The sequence below is a fragment of the Pseudomonas sp. GM48 genome, from assembly GCF_000282335.1.
Lineage (GTDB): Bacteria > Pseudomonadota > Gammaproteobacteria > Pseudomonadales > Pseudomonadaceae > Aquipseudomonas.
This window is the reverse complement of sequence record NZ_AKJM01000125.1, coordinates 14231-34584: the sequence shown is the minus strand read 5'-3', so window position 1 is coordinate 34584 and position 20354 is coordinate 14231. Positions and strand designations below refer to the sequence as shown.

Annotated in this window: 19 protein-coding genes; 7 read left to right on the top strand and 12 right to left on the bottom strand. The window is 61.3% G+C overall.

From position 1 onward, the window contains the following. Window positions 1-26: 26 nt before the first annotated feature. The 5 genes from mrdA to PMI28_RS05625 all read right to left on the bottom strand — a co-directional run bounded on the left by mrdA (window position 27) and on the right by PMI28_RS05625 (window position 4940). On the bottom strand, window positions 27-1922 hold the full coding sequence (gene mrdA / locus PMI28_RS05605; protein ID WP_007990605.1) for a penicillin-binding protein 2: 1896 nt from the start codon (window positions 1920-1922) through the stop codon (window positions 27-29). Window positions 1923-1934: 12 nt separating this feature from the next. Beyond that, window positions 1935-2402 carry a 23S rRNA (pseudouridine(1915)-N(3))-methyltransferase RlmH gene (rlmH, locus tag PMI28_RS05610; RefSeq protein ID WP_007990604.1) on the bottom strand — a complete coding sequence of 156 codons (468 nt, stop codon included), beginning with the start codon at window positions 2400-2402 and terminating at the stop codon, window positions 1935-1937. Window positions 2403-2411: 9 nt separating this feature from the next. Then, window positions 2412-2906 (bottom strand): ribosome silencing factor, encoded by a 495-nt coding sequence (gene rsfS / locus PMI28_RS05615; RefSeq protein ID WP_007975896.1) that lies wholly within the window; start codon window positions 2904-2906, stop codon window positions 2412-2414. Window positions 2907-2977: 71 nt separating this feature from the next. Further along, the gene (nadD, locus tag PMI28_RS05620) at window positions 2978-3667 is read right to left on the bottom strand and encodes a nicotinate-nucleotide adenylyltransferase (protein WP_007990602.1); all 690 of its coding nucleotides are present in this window, start codon (window positions 3665-3667) and stop codon (window positions 2978-2980) included. A gap of 1 nt (window position 3668) precedes the next feature. Then, a complete protein-coding gene (locus PMI28_RS05625) occupies window positions 3669-4940 on the bottom strand; it encodes a glutamate-5-semialdehyde dehydrogenase (RefSeq protein ID WP_007990600.1) in 1272 nt (423 codons plus the stop codon). A 189-nt stretch (window positions 4941-5129) separates the two neighbouring features. On the opposite strand from PMI28_RS05625, the gene PMI28_RS05630 reads away from it, so the two are divergent. Together PMI28_RS05630 and PMI28_RS05635 are read left to right on the top strand one after the other, a co-directional pair. After that, window positions 5130-5828 carry a DNA-3-methyladenine glycosylase gene (locus tag PMI28_RS05630; protein ID WP_007990598.1) on the top strand — a complete coding sequence of 233 codons (699 nt, stop codon included), beginning with the start codon at window positions 5130-5132 and terminating at the stop codon, window positions 5826-5828. A 192-nt stretch (window positions 5829-6020) separates the two neighbouring features. After that, a complete protein-coding gene (locus tag PMI28_RS05635) occupies window positions 6021-7337 on the top strand; it encodes a bifunctional DedA family/phosphatase PAP2 family protein (protein ID WP_007990597.1) in 1317 nt (438 codons plus the stop codon). Window positions 7338-7349: 12 nt separating this feature from the next. Here PMI28_RS05635 and PMI28_RS05640 read toward each other — a convergent pair whose 3' ends face one another. The 3 genes from PMI28_RS05640 to PMI28_RS05650 are packed head-to-tail and all read right to left on the bottom strand — an operon-like array spanning window position 7350 to window position 9026. Next, a complete protein-coding gene (locus PMI28_RS05640) occupies window positions 7350-7940 on the bottom strand; it encodes an LON peptidase substrate-binding domain-containing protein (RefSeq protein ID WP_007990594.1) in 591 nt (196 codons plus the stop codon). A 10-nt stretch (window positions 7941-7950) separates the two neighbouring features. Further along, window positions 7951-8667, bottom strand: a complete 717-nt coding sequence (locus tag PMI28_RS05645; protein ID WP_007990593.1) for an LrgB family protein — start codon at window positions 8665-8667, stop codon at window positions 7951-7953. Continuing rightward, window positions 8664-9026 carry a CidA/LrgA family protein gene (locus PMI28_RS05650; protein ID WP_007990592.1) on the bottom strand — a complete coding sequence of 121 codons (363 nt, stop codon included), beginning with the start codon at window positions 9024-9026 and terminating at the stop codon, window positions 8664-8666. Before PMI28_RS05650 ends, PMI28_RS05645 begins: the two co-directional genes overlap by 4 nt. Window positions 9027-9219: 193 nt before the next feature. Here PMI28_RS05650 and PMI28_RS05655 point away from each other — a divergent pair, with 193 nt between their 5' ends. The 3 genes from PMI28_RS05655 (at window position 9220) to PMI28_RS05665 (ending at window position 12177) form a co-directional block, all read left to right on the top strand. After that, window positions 9220-9675 carry a MaoC family dehydratase gene (locus tag PMI28_RS05655; RefSeq protein ID WP_007990591.1) on the top strand — a complete coding sequence of 152 codons (456 nt, stop codon included), beginning with the start codon at window positions 9220-9222 and terminating at the stop codon, window positions 9673-9675. 114 nt (window positions 9676-9789) lie between these two features. Continuing rightward, on the top strand, window positions 9790-11508 hold the full coding sequence (locus PMI28_RS05660; protein ID WP_007990590.1) for a C13 family peptidase: 1719 nt from the start codon (window positions 9790-9792) through the stop codon (window positions 11506-11508). 27 nt (window positions 11509-11535) lie between these two features. Further along, window positions 11536-12177 (top strand): oxidoreductase, encoded by a 642-nt coding sequence (locus PMI28_RS05665; protein ID WP_007990589.1) that lies wholly within the window; start codon window positions 11536-11538, stop codon window positions 12175-12177. Window positions 12178-12329: 152 nt separating this feature from the next. Here the strand turns inward: PMI28_RS05665 and PMI28_RS05670 are convergent, their stop codons facing one another. The 4 genes from PMI28_RS05670 to PMI28_RS05685 form a co-directional block, all read right to left on the bottom strand. Further along, window positions 12330-12614 (bottom strand): YceK/YidQ family lipoprotein, encoded by a 285-nt coding sequence (locus tag PMI28_RS05670; RefSeq protein ID WP_007990588.1) that lies wholly within the window; start codon window positions 12612-12614, stop codon window positions 12330-12332. Further along, window positions 12607-13239 (bottom strand): flavin prenyltransferase UbiX, encoded by a 633-nt coding sequence (gene ubiX / locus PMI28_RS05675; protein ID WP_007990587.1) that lies wholly within the window; start codon window positions 13237-13239, stop codon window positions 12607-12609. Before ubiX ends, PMI28_RS05670 begins: the two co-directional genes overlap by 8 nt. Continuing rightward, window positions 13236-14585, bottom strand: a complete 1350-nt coding sequence (gene mpl / locus PMI28_RS05680; RefSeq protein WP_007990586.1) for a UDP-N-acetylmuramate:L-alanyl-gamma-D-glutamyl-meso-diaminopimelate ligase — start codon at window positions 14583-14585, stop codon at window positions 13236-13238. The genes ubiX and mpl overlap by 4 nt, the downstream gene beginning before the upstream one ends. Window positions 14586-14772: 187 nt before the next feature. Further along, complete coding sequence (locus PMI28_RS05685; protein WP_007990585.1) at window positions 14773-16686, bottom strand: sigma-54-dependent Fis family transcriptional regulator; 1914 nt, start codon at window positions 16684-16686, stop codon at window positions 14773-14775. A 432-nt stretch (window positions 16687-17118) separates the two neighbouring features. On the opposite strand from PMI28_RS05685, the gene exaC reads away from it, so the two are divergent. Together exaC and eat are read left to right on the top strand one after the other, a co-directional pair. Beyond that, window positions 17119-18639 carry an acetaldehyde dehydrogenase ExaC gene (gene exaC, locus PMI28_RS05690; RefSeq protein ID WP_007990578.1) on the top strand — a complete coding sequence of 507 codons (1521 nt, stop codon included), beginning with the start codon at window positions 17119-17121 and terminating at the stop codon, window positions 18637-18639. A 273-nt stretch (window positions 18640-18912) separates the two neighbouring features. After that, window positions 18913-20286, top strand: coding sequence for an ethanolamine permease (gene eat / locus PMI28_RS05695; RefSeq protein WP_007990576.1), 1374 nt, complete (start codon window positions 18913-18915; stop codon window positions 20284-20286). Window positions 20287-20354: the final 68 nt, after the last annotated feature.

Here is a 20354-nt window from a genome sequence, read left to right as displayed (position 1 = left end):
CCTCGCTGGAGAGCATGCGATCAAAATTATTCATCACGGGCGGTTGCCTCTGCACTGATAGGGCTGGCGTATTCGGGCTTCAATCGGCCGTCCTCGCCCAGGAGCCAGGCGTCCATGACTTGACGCACTACCGGCGCGGCGACGCCGGAGCCGGACTCGCCGTTCTCGACCATCACCGACACCACGATTTTCGGGTCGTCGGCCGGCGCGAAGCCGACGAACAAGGCGTGGTCGCGGTGGCGCTCCTGAACTTTGGAGCGGTCGTACTTCTCGCCCTGTTTGATCGCGACCACCTGGGCCGTACCGCTCTTGCCGGCGATCCGGTATTGCGCACCGATCGAAGCCTTGCGCGCCGTACCGCGGGCACCGTGCATCACTTGCTGCATGCCGTGGTTGACCTTGGTCCAGTCAGACGGATCACGCAGGATGATGTCCGGCATCGGATTCGGATCCACCGGTTTTTCGCCTTCGATGGTCTTGGCCAGGTGTGGACGGTTCCAGATGCCTTTGTTGGCCACCAGCGCGGTGGCCTGGGCCAGCTGCAACGGTGTCGACTGCATGTAGCCCTGGCCGATCCCGAGAATCAGCGTTTCGCCCGGGAACCATGCCTGGCGGCGGGTCGCGCGCTTCCATTCGCGGGTCGGCATCAGACCCGGCGACTCCTCGAACATGTCCAGAGAAACCTTCTGACCGATGCCGAACTTGGACAGGTACGACGACAACCGATCGATCCCCAGCTTGTGCGCCAGGTCATAGAAGTAGGTGTCGTTGGAACGCATGATCGCCGTGTCGAGATCGACAAAGCCGTCACCTGTACGGTTCCAGTTGCGGTACTTGTGATCGTAGTTGGGCAGCATGTAGTAGCCGGGGTCGAACACCCGGGTCGACGCGGTCACCACACCGGAATCCAGGCCGGCAATCGCTACCGCCGGCTTGATGGTCGAGCCCGGCGGGTACAGACCGCGCAATACGCGGTTGAACAGCGGCCGGTCAATGGAGTCGCGCAGCTCGGAATAGGCCTTGGAGCTGATGCCGGTGACGAACAGGTTCGGGTCGAAACTCGGCTGGCTGACCATCGCCAACACCTCGCCGGTTTTCGGATCAAGGGCCACCACCGCACCACGACGACCACCGAGCGCGGCTTCGGCGGCTTCCTGCAATTTGATGTCCAGGCTCAGGACGATGTCCTTGCCGGAAATCGGTTCGGTACGCTTGAGCACCCGCAATACACGGCCCCGAGCGTTGGTTTCGACTTCCTCGTAACCCACCTGACCGTGCAGCTCCGGCTCGTAGAAGCGCTCGATGCCGGTCTTGCCGATTTGATGGGTGCCGCTGTAACTGACCGGGTCCAGAGACTTGAGCTCTTTCTCGTTGATCCGCCCCATGTAGCCCACCGAGTGCGCAAAATGTGCCCCCTGCGGGTAGTGACGAACCAGTTGCGCGACCACTTCCACGCCCGGCAGGCGGAACTGGTTCACGGCGATCCGGGCGATCTGCTCCTCGGTCAGCTCAAACAGGATCGGCACCGGCTCGAACGGCCGGCGCCCCTGACGCATGCGCTTCTCGAAAATCACCCGGTCCTCGGGCGTCAGCTCCAGCACTTCGACGATCACGTCGAGCACCTGCTGCCAGTCGCCGGAACGCTCGCGGGTCATGCTCAGGCTGAAGCTCGGCCGGTTGTCGGCAATCACTACGCCGTTTCGGTCGAAGATCAAGCCGCGAGTCGGCGGAATCGGCTGCACATGGACGCGGTTGTTTTCCGACAGAGTCGAGTGGTAGTCGTACTGGATCACCTGCAGGAAATACAGGCGCGCGATCAACACGCCAATCAGCGCCACCACTGCAATGGCCCCGAACACGACGCGGCCACGCACCAGGCGGGCGTCTTTTTCGTGGTCCTTGATGCGGATCGGCTGGGTCATGAGAGCGCAGAACTACTTGTGATAAGGGTGGCCGGACAACACGGTCCAGGCACGATACAGCTGTTCGCCGATCAGGATCCGCACCAGCGGGTGTGGCAACGTCAACGGTGAGAGCGACCAGCGCTGGTCAGCCCGGGCACAGACTTCCGGCGCCAGCCCTTCGGGGCCGCCGACCATGAAGTTGACCGTACGCGAGTCCAGCCGCCAGCGATCGAGTTCGATCGCCAGTTGCTCGGTGCTCCAGGGTTTGCCATGGACTTCGAGAGTGACAATCCGCTCGTTCGGCCCGACCTTGGCCAGCATGGCTTCGCCTTCCTGACGGATGAAGCGGGCCACGTCGGCGTTCTTGCCACGGGTGTTGAGCGGTATTTCCACCAGTTCCAGCGCCAGCTCGGACGGAAGACGCTTGGCATATTCATGCCAGCCTTCTTCCACCCATTTGGGCATGCGTGAACCGACGGCGATCAGTCGCAGTCGCACAGCGGTCCCTTATTCCTGGTCTTTGTTGAGCTTGTTGAAGTGCTCGTGACCAACTTCAGGGCTGTGGTGCTTGCCATCGGCGGCACGGCTCTGCTCGGCACCTTTCCACAGGCGCTCCAGGTCGTAGAACTGACGGGCATTGGAAGTCATCATGTGGACGATCACGTCGTCCATGTCCAGCAGCACCCAGTCACTGTCGCCCTTGCCTTCTTCACCCAGAGGCTTGATGCCCAGGGCTTTGACGGCCTCGCGAACCTTGTCCAGCATCGCGCCGATCTGGCGGTTGGAGGTACCGGTGGCGATGATCATGTAGTCAGTGATGCTCTGCTTGTCGCGAACATCAATCACCAGCACGTCCTGGGCCTTGACGTCTTCCAGGGCGGCTACGGCGATCTTGACCAGCTCGTCGCCTTTAGGCGGCTCGGCGGCGAGGACTTTTTCCGGCAGCGGGGCACTCTTGAATGTGCCTTTGCGTTTTACTTTGCTTTCGTTGTTGCTCGTCATATAAAACTCGTTTTGCTCGTAGTTCGGGGCTTCGATACACGTTGTTGCCACGTGCCTTGAAGCACTCCTATTCAGTTCGACGCACGGTAAAGTCCGTGCGCATCGATGTAGGCCAGGACCGCGTCGGGCACCAGGAAACGTACCGACTTACCGCTGGCCAGCAGTTGACGGATCTGGGTGGCGGATACCGCGAGCGGTGTCTGCCAGACGAATGCAATCTGTCCGCTCGGCCCCTTGAGGGCCAGCGGGTCGCTCACCGAGCGCGCTGCCAGCAGGTTGCGCAAGGCATCCGGCGGTTCGCTGTCGGCATCCGGGCGTTGCAACACCAGGATATGGCAATGCTGGAGCAACTCTTCCCAGCGGTGCCAAGTGGGCAGGCCGCAAAAAGCGTCCCAGCCCAAAAGCAGAAAAACCTGGTCGGATACGGCCAGTTCGGCGCGCATCAGTTCCAGGGTATCAATGGTGTAGGACGGTTTGTTCCGCTGCAATTCGCGGGCATCCACTACCAACGGCGCCACACCGGCCACCGCGCACTCGACCATCGCCAGACGGTCTTTGGCCGACACCTGCGGCGTATCCCGATGGGGCGGCCTGGCACTGGGTGTCAGACGCAGCTCATCGAGCGCCAGTGTTTCGGCGACTTCCAGCGCACCGCGCAAATGGCCGATGTGCACCGGGTCGAACGTTCCGCCCAGCACGCCAATGCGGCGAGGGGCTGGCTCGCTGGCGGTGACTGGGGCTGACGGGTCGAAGTCGCCCAAGTCAGGCCGGCTCCTGTCCGCGCAACTGCCCGTCGCCGACCACGATGTACTTCTCGCAGGTCAGTCCTTCGAGGCCCACCGGGCCGCGGGCGTGCAGCTTATCAGTAGAAATGCCGATCTCGGCACCCAATCCGTATTCGAAGCCATCGGCGAAGCATGTCGGGGTATTGATCATCACCGACGAGGAGTCGACTTCAGCCACGAAACGCCGGGTGTCGCCCTGGTGTTCGCTGACAATCGAATCGGTGTGATGGGAACCGTAATGATTGATGTGCTCGATGGCCTGGTCCAGTCCGTCGACCACCCGGATCGACAAGATCGGCGCCAGGTATTCGGTGCTCCAGTCTTCTTCGGTAGCGGCCACGGCATCGATGATTGCCCGGGTACGCTCGCAGCCGCGCAGTTCGACGCCTTTTTCGCGGAACTGTGCCGCCATCGCCGGCAGGAAATCCCTGGCAACGGTTTGATCCACCAACAGCGTTTCCATGGCACCGCAGATGCCATAACGGTAAGTCTTGGCGTTGAACGCGATGCGCTGGGCCTTGGCCAGATCGGCATGTTCACTCACGTAAACGTGGCAAATGCCGTCCAGGTGCTTGATCACCGGGACGCGGGCGTCACGGCTGACACGTTCGATCAGGCCTCGGCCGCCGCGCGGCACGATGACATCGACGTATTCAGGCATGGTGATCAGCGCGCCGACGGCAGCGCGATCCGTGGTTTCGACCACTTGCACCACGGCAGCCGGCAGACCGGCTTCGGCCAGGCCACGCTGAATGCACGCCGCGATGGCTCGATTGGAGTGAATGGCTTCGGAACCGCCACGCAGGATGGTCGCGTTACCGGACTTCAGACACAGGCTCGCGGCATCGATGGTCACGTTCGGCCGCGACTCGTAGATGATTCCGATCACACCCAATGGCACGCGCATCTTGCCGACCTGGATACCGGACGGGCGGAAGCTCATGTCGCGAATCGCGCCAACCGGGTCCGGCAGTGCCGCAACCTGACGCAGGCCGACGATCATGCCGTCGATACGCGCCGGGGTCAGCGCCAGCCGCTCGAGCAGCGCTGGCTCAAGGCCACTGGCGCGACCGGCGGCCAAATCCAGTTCATTGGCCGCCGTCAGCTCGGCGCGGGCAGCGTCCAGCGCATTGGCGGCAGCCTGCAGGGCGCGGTTTTTCTGCGCCGTGCTGGCGCGGCCGATCACGCGGGAAGCTTCGCGGGCAGCGCAACCCAAACGGGTCATGTAATCAAGAACGGACTCAGTCATGGTCTGGCGTGGTCTTTGATAAGGTCTTGGTAAAGAGTAAAGCGGCAGATTATAGCTGTCGCGTCCCGGGACTAACAGCGGTGACGGGCGGATGGTCGAAATCGATGGGTATTTGCCGACGTTCAGCCGGGATTAAGCCGCAAATTGTTATCATCACGACTCATTCAGCCCTGACAAACACCGGTCATCATGTCCAATCTGACTGTTCGAGCGTCCGCTGCGAGCCTGCCCAAGGGTCTCCCGGACGCGTTTTTCGACCGCGACGCGCAAATTCTGGCCCGGGATTTACTGGGCAAAGTCATTCGCCATCGAGTTGGCGACCTATGGCTCAGCGCCCGGATCATCGAAACCGAAGCCTATTACTGCGCAGAAAAAGGCAGCCACGCCTCCCTCGGTTACACAGAAAAACGTAAGGCTTTGTTTCTGGATGGCGGCCACATCTATATGTATTACGCCCGGGGCGGCGATTCCCTTAATTTCAGCGCCCAAGGGCCGGGCAACGCCGTGCTGATCAAGTCCGCCTATCCGTGGGTCGATGAATTGAGCGGGCCGGCCAGCCTGGCGCAGATGCTATTGAACAATCCCGATGCCCAGGGTCACCCTCGCCCGTCACAAAAGCTCTGCGCCGGGCAAACCCTGCTCTGCAAGTCTCTGGGCCTGAAAGTGCCGGTGTGGGACGCCAAACGCTTCGACCATGAGGTGTTGCTGGTGGAAGACGTCAGCCAGACGCCCGCCCACATCATCCAGACCACGCGCCTGGGCATCCCCCACGGGCGCGACGAGCATTTGATGTACCGCTTCGTCGACGGTGCCTACGCGGCTTATTGCACGCGAAACCCGCTACGACGGGGCCAGGTCGAAGGTCGCGATTATTTTGTGCTGTCATGACACTTATCAGGTCTTGAAATAATCCGGCCCCAATGTGGGAGCGGGCTTGCTCGCGAAGGCGGCGTATCAGGCAGCATCAATGTTGGCTGGAAGGGCCCCTTCGCGAGCAAGCCCGCTCCCACAGGGAGTTAGTGGTGTTTTGAAGATTGCGTTCGTTCAGCAGGATCAATTGAATTCAATGGAGTGGTTTGTATGGGCCAATGGCTCGATAGCGTAACCGGTTGGTTGACGGTCAACCCGCAATGGCTGGCGGCGGCAATATTTCTGGTGGCCTTTGTGGAATGCCTGGCGATTGCCGGGCTGATCGTCCCCGGCACGGTTTTACTGTTCACCGTTGCGGTGCTTGCCGGTAGCGGTGCGTTGCCGCTGAGTGAAACCTTGCTGCTGGGTTTCCTTGCCGGTGTATTAGGTGACGTGGTTTCGTATTTCCTTGGACGGCACTTTCACCAGAACATCCGGCGCCTGCCCGGTTTGCGCCATCACCCGGAATGGATTGCCGGGGCCGAGACTTATTTCCAGCGCTATGGCATCGCCAGCCTGCTGGTCGGCCGCTTTATCGGACCGCTGCGGCCAATGCTGCCAATGGTCGCCGGCATGTGCGACATGCCTTTCCCGCGGTTCATCGCCGTCAGCCTGCTGGCCGGTGCGGGGTGGTCGGTGGCCTATCTGCTGCCTGGCTGGGCCACCGGCGCGGCGATTCGCTTGCCGCTACCCGAAGGTTTCTGGCCTCAGGCCGGAATCGTTGTCGGCAGCATTGCCGTGATGGTGGGGCTGAGCGCCACCAGCAGCCTGCGCCAGCATCGCCGGGCTACAGCACTGATTGCCGGCATGAGTTGCCTGATTCTGGTGGCGCTGTTTATCGGTTTTCCGCACCTGAGCGCCCTCGATCAAGGGGTGATGACGCTGGTGCAAGAACATCGCAGCCCGATGCTCGATGAGGTCGCGGTGGTCTTCACGCTGATCGGCGAATTCCGCAACATGCTGCTGTTCAGCGCGCTGTTGACTGCTTTGCTGCTGCTGATGCGCCAATGGCGCCCCGCGTTGTTTGCCGCAAGCACCCTGCTCTGCACTGCCTTGGCGAATACCGCGACCAAACAGCTCTTTGCTCGCATGCGCCCCGAAGTGCTGAGCGATCCGCTGACCAGCTACAGCATGCCCAGTGGCCATGCATCGGGTTCTTTTGCGCTGTTCCTGACGCTCGCCGTACTGGCCGGCCGTGGACAGCCGCCACGGATGCGCCTGACCTGGTTGCTGGTGGCCTGTTTGCCGGCCATGGCGATTGCCTTGTCGCGGGTGTACCTCGGCGCGCACTGGCCGACCGATGTCATGGCCGGCGCGATGTTGGCGGCGTGTGTCTGTGCAGCCAGCCTGTGGCTGGTTCAGCGCAAGGAGCCGCTCAACGCCCTGCCACCCAGGGTCTGGTGGCTGGTGTTGCCGGCACTGGTGGCATTGTTCGGCTTCTTCGTATTGCGGCATTTGCCGCATACGATGTTGCGGTATGCGTATTAGCGAAAACGCTCGTCAGGCAAACAACTCTCCCTGCAACTCATCCAATAACGCCTGGATCGCATCCAGCCGTTGCTGCGGATCATCGAGTTGCAGCAGGTCGATCTTGTCCAGTTCGGCAAATGGCAACAGGTACGCCAACTGATTGGCCAGTGACTGTTGCCCGGTCGCTTCGGTGCCCATGTTCAAGGCTTCGACCATCGGGTGTTCAGCCAGGGCCTTGAGCAACGCCACCAGATCGGCGTCCTCGTCCTGCAGCGGTTGCTCCGGCTCATCTTCCAGCCACTCGACCTCGGCCAAAGTCAGCTGATCGCGCTGCACTTCGGTACGCAAAATATGAAAGCGCCGACCGCCCTGCACCCGAATCCCCAGCAGACCGTTGTCCTGCTGCTTGAAATCGGTGATCAGCGCCTCGCACCCGACCAGGGCGTAACCGGCGGGGGCGATCCCGACTTCTTCGCCATCGAGAATGCACACCACGCCGAAACCGCCGCCCTGTTTCATGCAGCGACCGATCATGTCCAGGTAACGCGCCTCGAAAATCTGCAAGTCGAGGATGCAGCCTGGAAACAGCACTGTGTTGAGCGGAAAAAGCGGCAGACTCATAGACATTTCCTTACACCACCATCGACACCGCCAACGGCAGCAACACCGCCGTGGCCACGCCCATCAGACTCATCGCCAACGCCGCGAAGGCGCCGCACTCTTCATTTTCCTGCATCGCCACCGCCGTGCCGACCGCATGGGCGGTCATGCCCAACGCCATGCCGCGCGCCTCGGGACTGTGGACGCCGAGACGGGTCAACAGGCTTGGGCCGAAGATCGCGCCGATCACACCGGTAATCAAGACGAACACCGCTGCCAGCGCCGCCACACCACCGATTTGCTCAGCCACCAGCATGGCGATCGGCGAGGTCACCGACTTCGGCGCCATGGTCATCAGGATCATGTGCTCGGCACCGAACGACCAGCCCAGCAGCACACCCATGCCCGTGGCCACCACGCCACCTATCACCAGCGTAGTAAATATCGGCCAGAACAACTGCCGAATCCGTCGCAGGTTGAGATAGAGCGGCACCGCCAGGGCGACAGTGGCCGGGCCGAGCAGGATGCTGAGAATCTCGGTGCTCTTGCGGTACTCGGCGTAGGTCAGGCCGCAGCCCACCAGCACGCCGATCACCAGCAACATGGAGACCAGCACCGGCTGCAAAAAGATCCAGCGGGTTTTCTCGAACGCCGCCAGCACAAGCTGGTAGGCGCCGAGGGTAATGCCAATGCCAAACAATGGATGGTGAATCACTGACGCCCAGGCGCCGTGCCAGTCGAAGATCATTGGCCGTCCTCTGGCCGAGCGTGGCGCTTGACCATGCGCTGCATCAGCACCCCGGCGAAGGCCATCGAAAGCAGCAGCGACAACACCAGCGCACCAACGATGGCCCAGAAGTCCGCCGCGATATCAGCGGCATAAACCATCACGCCCACGGCCGGCGGCACCAGCAATAGCGGCAGGTAGCGCAACAGGCTGCTGGCCGCCAGGTTCAGCGGCTCGCCGACCTGGCCCCGGCAGATGAGGTACACCAGCAATAGCAGCAAACCCACAATCGGCCCCGGCAGCACCGGCAAAAACAAATGATTGATCGCAGTGCCGAGCAATTGGAACAACACCAGCCACGTCAGGCCCCGTAACAACATTGTTGATCTCCCGCAAAAATCCGTCATCCGCATAGGCCGGGCATTATAAGCATGCTCGCGCTATAGATCGGCATTCGCCAAAAGCATGGTGAGTTGACCGGAGCGTTTTGCCATGTTGATCTACATTGGTAATCCGGGAGGTCAAATCCCCCATTTCAAAACTATAAAACCGATGAACCCAAGGAGAGTCTCAATGCCCTATGTTCCAGTTGCAGAGCTCAATGATTATGTCGGCAAGGAACTTGGACGTTCCGAATGGCTCACCATCGACCAGGACCGCATCAACCTGTTCGCCGAAGCCACAGGAGATTTTCAGTTCATCCACGTCGACCCGGTCAAAGCCGCGCAAACGCCATTTGGCAGCACCATCGCTCACGGCTTTCTGTCGCTGTCGCTGATCCCGAAACTGATGGAAGACATCCTCGTCATGCCCGAAGGCTTGAAGATGGTGGTCAACTACGGCCTCGACAGTGTGCGATTCATCCAGCCGGTCAAGGTCAATTCGAAAGTGCGCCTGAAAGTCGACCTGACTGAAGTCACCGAGAAGAAACCCGGCCAGTGGCTGCTCAAGGCCACCGCCACCCTGGAAATCGAAGGTTCGGACAAACCGGCGTATATCGCCGAACCACTGTCCCTGTGCTTCGTGTAACCCCTCCTGGATGCGAAGCAGCTCATGCTGTTTCGCGCCCTCTCGCGGTACCTCGCCCTATATAAGGACACATGGCTGCGGCATACTCCCTCGCCTAATTGCCCGGAATCCGCTATGCGCCCACTTGCACTCCTTGCCTTGACCCTGATGCTCACCGCTTGCGGCGACGGCGAATCGCTTTTGTCCCCCGACGCCCGCCTGCCGGACGGCGGACGTTATCGCGGCGACCTGGTCAATGGCTTGCTGCAAGGCAAGGGCCGTATCGACTACCCGAACGGCAGCTGGTACGCCGGCGAATTCGATAAAGGCCAGTGGCATGGCCAGGGTGAATGGCATGGCAGTAATGGCGAAGTCTATCGCGGGCAGTTCAACCAGGGACTGTTCGACGGCCAGGGGGCACTGACCACCAACGCCAGTAGCTACAACGGCGGCTTCAAGGCCGGCCGGCGCGACGGTGAAGGCACCCTCAAAGAAAACGGCATGAACTATCGCGGTGAGTTCAAGGCCGATCAATACGCCGGCCTGGGTCACCTCGAACTCGAAGACGGCAGCTCCTACCAGGGCCAGTTCGCCCACGGCAAACCCAATGGCGAAGGCCAGCGCGGCGACGGCAACGGCAATCAATTCACCGGGCATTTCGTCGACGGCCAGCTCGAAGGCAACGGAACTTTCAACAGCGCCGACGGCGACATCTATGTCGGCAGCTTCAAGAACAATCAACTGCACGGCAAGGGCCGCTACGAAAACGCGGACGGCGATGTCTGGCTGGGCCAGTTCAAAGAAGGCTCGCTGAATGGCAAGGGTGAGTTGATCGGCACTGACGGCAGCCACTACATCGGCCAATTCAACGACTGGCGCTTTTCCGGCCAGGGCCGACTGAACCTGCCCGACGGCAGCTTTTACACCGGCCAGTTCGACAACGACAGTTACCAGGGACGCGGCACGTTGGTGCTGACCGATGGCACCGTGCTCAGCGGCACCTGGATCAACGGCCAGCGCGTGCGCGACGCCGAGGGCAAACTGTTGCCCGACACACTCGAGCTCGGCCTGCTGGCACAGGGGCGCTTGCTCGACACAGCGCTGGCCAACGTTCCGCCCTCGACCCCGGCGGTGGAACTGTATTCGCTGACCCTGGGCGGTGATGGCAAACAGAGCGTGTTTCTGCGCGAATCCGACTACGTCGCCAATATGCTCACCACCCGTTTCGGCACCTTCGGCCAGATCCGCCTGGTGAACCATCGTGACCACCTCTCCGACCGCCCGATGGCTACTCGGGAAAACCTGCGCCGGGCCGCCCTGACGCTGGCCGAACGCAGCGGTCCGGAAGACCTGATTTTCATCTACCTGACCAGCCATGGCACCAGCGAACACGAATTGGTGCTTGACCAGCCGCGCATGGAGCTGGCGGATCTGCCAGCCGACGAAATGGCCGCCGTGCTCGCCCCGTTGAAAAACCGCGACAAGATCATCGTGATTTCGTCCTGCTATTCCGGCGGTTTCATCCCCGCCCTCAAGGATGAGCGGACCCTGATCATGACGGCCTCGCGGGCCGACCGAGTGTCCTTCGGCTGCTCGGAGGAAGCCAACTTCACCTACTTCGGCGACGCCCTGTTCGCCCAGGCCCTGAACCAGACCGATGATCTGGAACAAGCCTTCAAACGGGCCAAGGCCACTGTCGCCGAACGTGAGCTGGCAGACGGTTTCGAAGCATCCGAACCACAGATCTGGGCACCGAAAACCGTCCTCTCGCATTGGCAACTTTTGCGTAAACAGCAGGCACGGAAAGCACTGCAAAGTGTGTCCATTGAAAGCAAGGATGCAAACAGCAACTAAGCTGAACAGTATCAAGGGAGAAACACTATGTACTTGACGCCTCAGCATGTGCTGCTCGCCGGAGCCACCGGTTTGACGGGTGAACATCTGCTTGATCGCCTGCTTAACGAGCCAACGATTTCGCGGGTATTGGCGCCGTCACGCCGGCCTTTGGCCAAGCACCCCCACCTTGAAAACCCGGTCGGCGACCCGGCGGTGTTTCTGCCGCAGCTGAACGGACGGGTCGATATCGCCTATTGCTGCCTGGGCACCACCATCAAACAGGCGGGCTCGGAAGAAGCGTTCCGCGCGGTGGACCTGGACATGGTCGTAGCCTTTGCCAAACGCGCACGGGAGATGGGCGCACGGCACCTGATCGTGATCAGTGCTCTGGGGGCCGATCGGAGATCCTCGGTTTTCTACAACCGGGTCAAAGGCGAGATGGAGTACGCATTGCGCGCGCAGGACTGGCCGCAGCTGACTATTTGCCGCCCTTCGCTGTTGCTGGGCGATCGCGCTGAGCCGCGCCTGGGCGAAAAAGTCGCAGGGCCGTTGTCACGGCTGATTCCTGGCAAATACCACGGCATCGAAGCGTGCCAGCTGGCCCGCGCAATGTGGCGCCTGGCGCTTGAAGAGCAGGATGGCGTGCGGGTTGTCGAGTCGGATGAGCTGAGGAAGTTGGGCAAATAAACCGCGGACCTGTGGCGAGGGGGCTTGCCCCCGTTGGGCTGCGAAGCAGCCCCCAAAACCAGTCAACTCGATTTATCTGTTGCTCCGCGTGCACAGGATTTACGACTGCTGCGCAGCCGAACGGGGGCAAGCCCCCTCGCCACAACGCTCCCTTACAACCCACCCGTCGCCTGAAAGTTCACCCCGATCACCGTGAGCAACGACAACGGCAACAACAGTGTGTCGAGCAATGCACTGGCCGGCAGATCAACGCCCGGATAGCTCGGCGCTTGCGCGCCGAAACGGTCCATCGCGCAACAACCGCCATTCATCGCATACAAATCCAGCCGCGTCCCGGCGTACACCACCGGCGCCCCCGGCTTGGCCGCATCGAGCGTGCGCGCCGTCGCGCACCCGGCCAATTGCAGCGCCAGCACAACCACCAGCCACTTATTCATCGCTGGTCAGATGATGCTCGCCCCAGCGCGGCAACATGTCCTGAGGAATATTCAGCTGGTTAAGGATCCGTGCCACGACGAAATCGATCAGGTCGTCGATGGTTTGCGGCTGATGATAAAAGCCCGGTGATGCCGGCAGGATTGTCACGCCCATGTTCGACAACTTGAGCATGTGCTCCAGATGAATGCTCGAATACGGCGCTTCACGGGGCACCAGGATCAACTGCCGTCGCTCTTTCAGCGTCACGTCGGCGGCCCGTTCAATCAGGTTGTTGCAAGCGCCGGTGGCGATGGCCGATAACGTGCCCGTGGAACACGGCACCACCACCATCGCCGCTGGCGCGCCCGAACCCGAAGCCACCGGCGCCATCCAGTCTTCCTTGCCGTACACGCGAATCTGCCCGGCGGCGGCGCCGGTGTATTCGGTAAGGAAGGCCTGCATCATCTGCGGCTTGGCCGGCAGCGTGACGTCGGTTTCGGTGGCCATCACCAGTTGCGCAGCCTTGGAAATCAGGAAGTGCACTTCACGATCTTCCCGCACCAGACAGTCGAGCAGGCGCAGACCATATTGGGCGCCGGAAGCGCCGGTCATCGCCAGGGTGATGCGGTCCGGGCCGTTGTTCATTTCAGCGCCTCGGCGAGTTTGCCGTGCAGGCCGCCGAAGCCGCCGTTGCTCATGATCACCACGTGAGTACCGGGTTGGGCCTGGCTCTTCACGCGCTCGATGATGCCTTCCAGGGAATCACTGACAATCGACGGCACAGTGCACAGCGCCGCAGTGCCGGCCAGATCCCAGCCGAGGTTGGCCGGTGCGTACCAGATCACCTGATCGGCATCGACCACGCTTTCCGGCAAACCGTCACGGTGCGCGCCGAGCTTCATCGAGTTGGAACGCGGCTCGATGATCGCCATCAGCGGTGCATCGCCGATGCGCTTGCGCAGGCCGTCGAGGGTGGTGGCGATAGCGGTCGGGTGGTGAGCGAAGTCGTCATAAATGGTGATGCCACGGACTTCCGCGACTTTCTCCATCCGGCGCTTCACGCTTTTGAAGGCACTCAACGCGGCGATGCCCATGGACGGCACCACACCGACGTGGCGTGCGGCGGCAAGGGTTGCCAGGGCATTGGCGACGTTGTGCTGGCCAGTCATGTCCCACTCGACCACACCCTGGGCAACACCGTCGAACATCACTTCGAACTTCGAGCCATCTTCACTGAGCAGTTTGACCTGCCACTGACCGCCGGCACCGGTGGTTTGCACCGGGGTCCAGCAACCCATTTCGATGACGCGCAACAAGGCTGGCTCAGTGGTCGGATGAATCACCAGGCCTTCGCTCGGGATGGTTCGCACCAAGTGATGGAACTGCCGCTCGATGGCCGGCAGGTCCGGGAAGATGTCCGCATGATCGAATTCCAGGTTGTTCAGGATCGCGGTGCGCGGACGGTAGTGCACGAACTTGGAGCGTTTGTCGAAGAATGCGCTGTCGTATTCATCGGCTTCGATGACAAAGAACGGCGTATCGCCCAGGCGTGCCGACACCGAGAAGTTTTGCGGCACGCCGCCGATCAGGAAGCCCGGGGCCATGCCCGCATGCTCCAGCACCCAGGCCAGCATGCTGCTGGTGGTGGTCTTGCCGTGCGTACCGGCAACCGCCAGTACCCAGCGACCTTGCAGCACGTGATCGGCCAGCCATTGCGGGCCGGAGACGTAAGGCAGGCCTTTGTTCAGCACGTACTCCACGGCCGGGTTGCCCCGCGACATGGCGTTGCCGATCACCACCAGATCGGGGGCCGGGTCAAGTTGCGCCGGGTCGTAGCCTTGGGTCAGCTCGATGCCCTGGGCTTGCAGTTGAGTACTCATCGGCGGATAGACGTTGGCATCGGAGCCGGTCACGTGATGGCCCAGCTCTTTGGCCAGAACCGCCATCGAGCCCATGAAAGTCCCGCAGATACCCAGAATATGAATGTGCATTAGTCGACCTCGTAAAACATGGCCGCAGGTTAGCGTAGGGTGGGAAAAATCGCACCTGATGTTTCAGATCTGAAGACGCCTTCGCGAGCAAGCCCGCTCCCACATTTGCTCGGAGGTGTTCACAAAGTTGTGTTCACTATAAGACCAATGTGGGAGCGGGCTTGCTCGCGAATGGCCGCGACACGGTTTACCGGGCGATACCGTGCTTACGCAGCTTGCGATACAGGGTATTGCGACTGACCCCAAGCTGCTCCGCCGTATGCGTCATATGCCAGCGCGTCTGCTCCAGCGTCGTGAGCAACGCCAGCCGCTCGGCATCTTCCAGCGGATGCTCCGACACCTCTTCAATCGTCGACACCACCGGCCGCGCCTGTCGAATCATCGCCGGCAAATCCTCCAGACCAATCCGCCCGTCCTCACACAGCGCTGCCAACGTACGCAGCACATTGCGCAATTGCCGCACGTTGCCCGGCCAGGCAAAGCCCAGCAGAGCCTCCCGCGCCGGCCCGTCGATCAACACGGTTTCTCCGCCCGCTTCCTCGGCCAGCAGAAAATCGAGCAACCGGGATTTATCACTGCGCTCACGCAAGGCCGGCAATGCAACTTCCAGCCCGTTGAGCCGGTAATACAAATCCTCGCGGAAGCTGCCGTCCTGCACACGATCCAGCAAGTTGCGGTGAGTGGCACTGATGATCCGCACATTCACTGATTCCGGCTCGCCACCGATCGGCACCACTTGCCGGTCTTCCAGCACCCTCAGCAACCGCGTCTGCAGGGCCAGTGGCATGTCACCGATTTCATCGAGGAACAAAGTCCCGCCGTCGGCCTGTTGCAACTTGCCGCGCATGCCTTCCTTGCGCGCACCGGTAAAGCTGCCGCCGCGATAACCAAACAGCTCGCTTTCAATCAGGCTTTCGGGAATGGCCGCGCAGTTGAGGGCGACGAAAGCTTTTTCCGCCCGCTGGCTGGCGTGGTGCACCGCTTTCGCGAAGGCTTCTTTGCCGGAACCGGTTTCGCCATTGATCAGCAACGGCACGTCGCGCTCGTAGACGCGCAAGGCCTTGCGGAAGTCCGCCTGCAACGCCGCATCGTCCAGGCAAATGCCCGACAGGCGCGGTGCTTGCGCAACCGTGGGTGCAGGCACCGCCGGAGTCGGCAGCGGCCGCCGTGCCTCACCGCGCAATACCGCGAACAGTTTGCGACCATCACGGGTACGCAACGGCCAACTGGCCGCGGCATGGATGCTCGCGCGCCTCAACAACTCATCGAGCGAGCAATCGAAAAACGCCTCCACCGGTTTACCCAGCAAGCCGCCGCGAATGTGTCCCAGCAGGTTCAGCGCACTCTGATTGACCGCGCAAATGCGCCCTTCTCCATCGAACGCCAGCAACCCTTCGCTGAACAAGCCGACGGACTCGGCCTGCAAGTGAAAACGCAGCAACCATTGGTTGTCGAAGCAGCGCAGGAAGTAGCAGCTCTCGATCATCTTCGCCGACAGATTGACCAGCGCCATGGTGTGGAACTGACTTTGCCGCGACACATCACGCCGCGCCGACGACACGTCGAGCACCGCCAGCAATTCGCCATGGGGGTCGAAGACCGGGCTCGCCGAGCAGGTCAGGCCGGTGTGGCGGCCGCGAAAGTGTTCGTCCTGATGGATGGTCAGCGACTGACGCTCCACCAGGCAGGTGCCGATGCCGTTGGTGCCTTCGCAGGCCTCGCTCCAGTCGGCGCCGAGCCAGAGCCCGGCACGTTCGAAAATCTGCCGTTCGGCAGGCGCGGTGACGCAATTGAGGATCACGCCGCGGGCGTCGGTCAGCAATACCGCATGGCCGGCGCCGGAGAGTTGCTGGTGCAGGCTGGTCATTTCATTGCCGGCGATGTGCAGCACTTGCTGCAAGCGTTCGCGGCTTTCGAGGACACGCCCATGCTCCAGCACCGTCGGCGCGATGCTCAGGGCCGGATCGAGGTGATAGTCCTCAAGGCAACGCAGCCAGGAGCGAGCGATGGACGGATCGCTGCCGGGGCCATGCAGGTGGGCCTTGCCCTGGGTCACGGTCAATACTTGCTGGGCATGGCGACTCAAGTGGTTGTCGTGCATTTCTTATTATTCTCCCAGAAAGATCTGGCTCGCCTCCGTGTAGCAGCTGCCGCAGGCTGCATTCGGGCGCGGAGCGGTCGTAAAACCTGTGTCCCGGATTTCATTGCCGAACCGAGGCGAGTGCTTCGCCCTCGAACGCAGCCTTCGTCAGCTGCTACATGTGCATTGCGTTATGTGATGCCGAGCATCCTCCAGCCTGACCCGCATTGCAATGCCGGCAAGACCGCTCGGTCACACACCGTGCCAAAAACGGTACAAAGTGTCACGAGGGCTGTACCGAAAGCGCCACAAGCCAACCCCGTTTGTCCGACAAAAACTATGCAAGGCCTTGATTTGCCTGACATGCACGGCACTGGCCCGGCCCTTGCTCTACGCTTAAAGCAAGCGCACATGCGCGACTCCCTATAAGCACAAAAGCAAGGAGAGACCACCATGCGTTACGCTCACCCCGGTACTGAAGGCGCTATCGTTTCGTTCAAAGCCAAATACGGTAACTACATCGGCGGCGAGTTCGTCGCGCCTGTCAAAGGTCAGTACTTCACCAATACCTCGCCAGTGAATGGCCAACCGATTGCCGAATTCCCCCGCTCCACGGCCGAAGACATCGACAAGGCCCTGGACGCTGCCCACGCGGCCGCCGATGCCTGGGGCGCCACGTCCGCCCAGGCGCGCTCGCTGGTGCTGCTGAAAATCGCCGACCGCATCGAGCAAAACCTGGAACTGCTGGCAATCACCGAATCCTGGGACAACGGCAAAGCCGTTCGCGAAACCCTCAACGCTGACATCCCGCTGGCCGCCGACCACTTCCGCTACTTCGCCGGCTGCATCCGCGCCCAGGAAGGCAGCGCTGCCGAGATCGACGGCAACACCGTGGCCTATCACATCCACGAACCGCTGGGTGTGGTCGGGCAGATCATCCCGTGGAACTTCCCGATCCTGATGGCCGCGTGGAAACTCGCCCCGGCCCTGGCTGCCGGCAACTGCGTGGTGCTCAAGCCTGCCGAACAAACCCCGCTGGGCATCACCGTGCTGGTCGAACTGATCGGCGACCTGCTGCCACCGGGCGTGCTGAACATTGTGCAAGGCTTCGGCAAAGAAGCCGGCGAAGCGCTGGCCACCAGCAAGCGCATTGCCAAGATCGCGTTCACCGGCTCGACTCCGGTCGGCTCGCACATCATGAAATGCGCGGCGGAAAACATCATTCCGTCCACCGTGGAACTGGGTGGCAAGTCGCCGAACATCTTCTTCGAAGACATCATGCAGGCCGAGCCGACCTTCATCGAGAAAGCCGCCGAAGGCCTGGTGCTGGCGTTCTTCAACCAGGGCGAAGTCTGCACCTGCCCTTCCCGCGCCCTGGTGCAGGAGTCGATCTACGACGAATTCATGCAAGTGGTGATGAAGAAGGTCCTGCAAATCAAACGCGGCGACCCGCTGGACACCGACACCATGGTCGGCGCCCAGGCATCCGAGCAGCAATTCGACAAGATCCTTTCGTACCTGGAAATCGCCAAGGGCGAAGGTGCCGAACTGCTGACCGGCGGCAAGGTGGAAAAACTCGAGGGCAACCTGGCGAGCGGGTATTACATCCAGCCGACCCTGCTCAAGGGCACCAACAAAATGCGTGTGTTCCAGGAAGAAATCTTCGGCCCGGTGGTGAGCATCACCACCTTCAAGGATGAAGCCGAAGCCCTGGCCATCGCCAACGACACCGAGTTCGGCCTGGGTGCCGGTCTCTGGACCCGCGACATCAACCGCGCCTATCGCATGGGCCGCGCCATCAAGGCCGGTCGTGTGTGGACCAACTGCTACCACCTGTACCCGGCGCATGCCGCGTTCGGCGGGTACAAGAAGTCCGGCGTCGGCCGTGAAACCCACAAAATGATGCTCGACCACTATCAGCAGACCAAAAACCTGCTGGTGAGCTACGACATCAATCCGCTGGGCTTCTTCTAAAAGACCGGGGGCGACATAGGTGATTCTGTGTCGCCCTTTCTACCGCCTTCGCGAGCAAGCCCGCTCCCACAGGGGACTTGTGTAAACCCACATCAGGCAACCGACACAAGTCCAATGTGGGAGCGGGCTTGCTCGCGAAAGCGTCCGTCATGACCCAACACACAAAGCCTGGCCGCTCTGGCACGGGCCTTGCGTACCCGTAATTCAGCGTTCCACCCAAACCCTGGTACCCGAAAGTCCAAAAGATCGAACAATAAAAAATAGAGAGGACTTATGACTACTTCTTCCACACAGCTCAAACCCACACTCGGCACCCTGCATTTATGGGGGATTGCTGTCGGCCTGGTGATTTCCGGCGAGTATTTCGGCTGGAGTTACGGCTGGGGCACCGCAGGCACACTGGGTTTTCTCGTCACCGCGTTGATGGTGGCGACGATGTACACCTGCTTCATCTTCAGCTTCACCGAATTGACGACGGCGATTCCCCACGCTGGCGGGCCATTTGCCTATAGCCGCCGGGCTTTTGGTGAAAAAGGCGGGTTGATCGCCGGCATCGCCACTCTGATCGAATTCGTCTTTGCACCACCGGCCATCGCCATGGCCATCGGCGCCTACCTCAACGTGCAATACCCGGAACTGGACCCGAAGATCGCCGCCGTTGGCGCCTATTTCGTGTTCATGGGCTTGAACATCCTCGGCGTCAGTATCGCGGCTACCTTCGAGTTGGTGGTCACTGTGCTGGCCGTCGCTGAACTGCTGGTGTTCATGGGAGTGGTCGCCCCGGGCTTCAGCTTCAGCAACTTTGTACTCAATGGCTGGTCGGGCGCCAATGAGTTTACGATGGGCTCGATTCCCGGCATTTTCGCCGCCATTCCCTTCGCGATCTGGTTCTTTCTCGCCATCGAAGGCGCAGCGATGGCTGCCGAAGAAGCCAAGGACCCGAAACGTACCATTCCCAAGGCCTACGTCAGCGGCATTCTGACCCTGGTGTTCCTGGCCATCGGCGTGATGGTGATGGCGGGCGGCGTCGGCGACTGGCGTCAACTGTCGAACATCAACGATCCGCTGCCCCAGGCGATGAAAGCCGTGGTCGGCAACAATTCGACCTGGATGCACATGCTGGTATGGATCGGCCTGTTCGGCCTGGTGGCGAGTTTCCACGGGATCATTCTTGGCTATTCCCGGCAGTTCTTCGCCCTGGCTCGCGCCGGTTACCTGCCCAAGGGCCTGGCCAAACTCTCGCGCTTCCAGACTCCGCACCGGGCCATTCTGGCCGGCGGTGTGATCGGCATTGCGGCGATCTACAGCGATGGCCTGGTGAACCTGCAAGGCATGACCCTGACGGCGGCAATGATCACCATGTCGGTATTCGGCGCCATCGTGATGTACATCATCAGTATGCTGAGCCTGTTCAAGCTGCGTAAAACCGAGCCGAACCTGGAACGCACCTTCCGCGCCCCGGGTTATCCGATCGTGCCGGGGATCGCGCTGTTTCTGGCGGTGGTGTGCCTGGTGGCAATGGCGTGGTTCAACACCTTGATCGGCTTGATCTTCCTCGGTTTCATGGCCGCCGGTTACCTGTACTTCCAATTGACCGCCCGGCAACGCTCCGAAGCACCCGCAGACGCTATGCTCGAAGGTATATGAAATGCACCGGCGCCGGGCCTGCAGCCCGGCGCCTGCATTATTGAAGTGCACACAGTTCCCATGTGGGA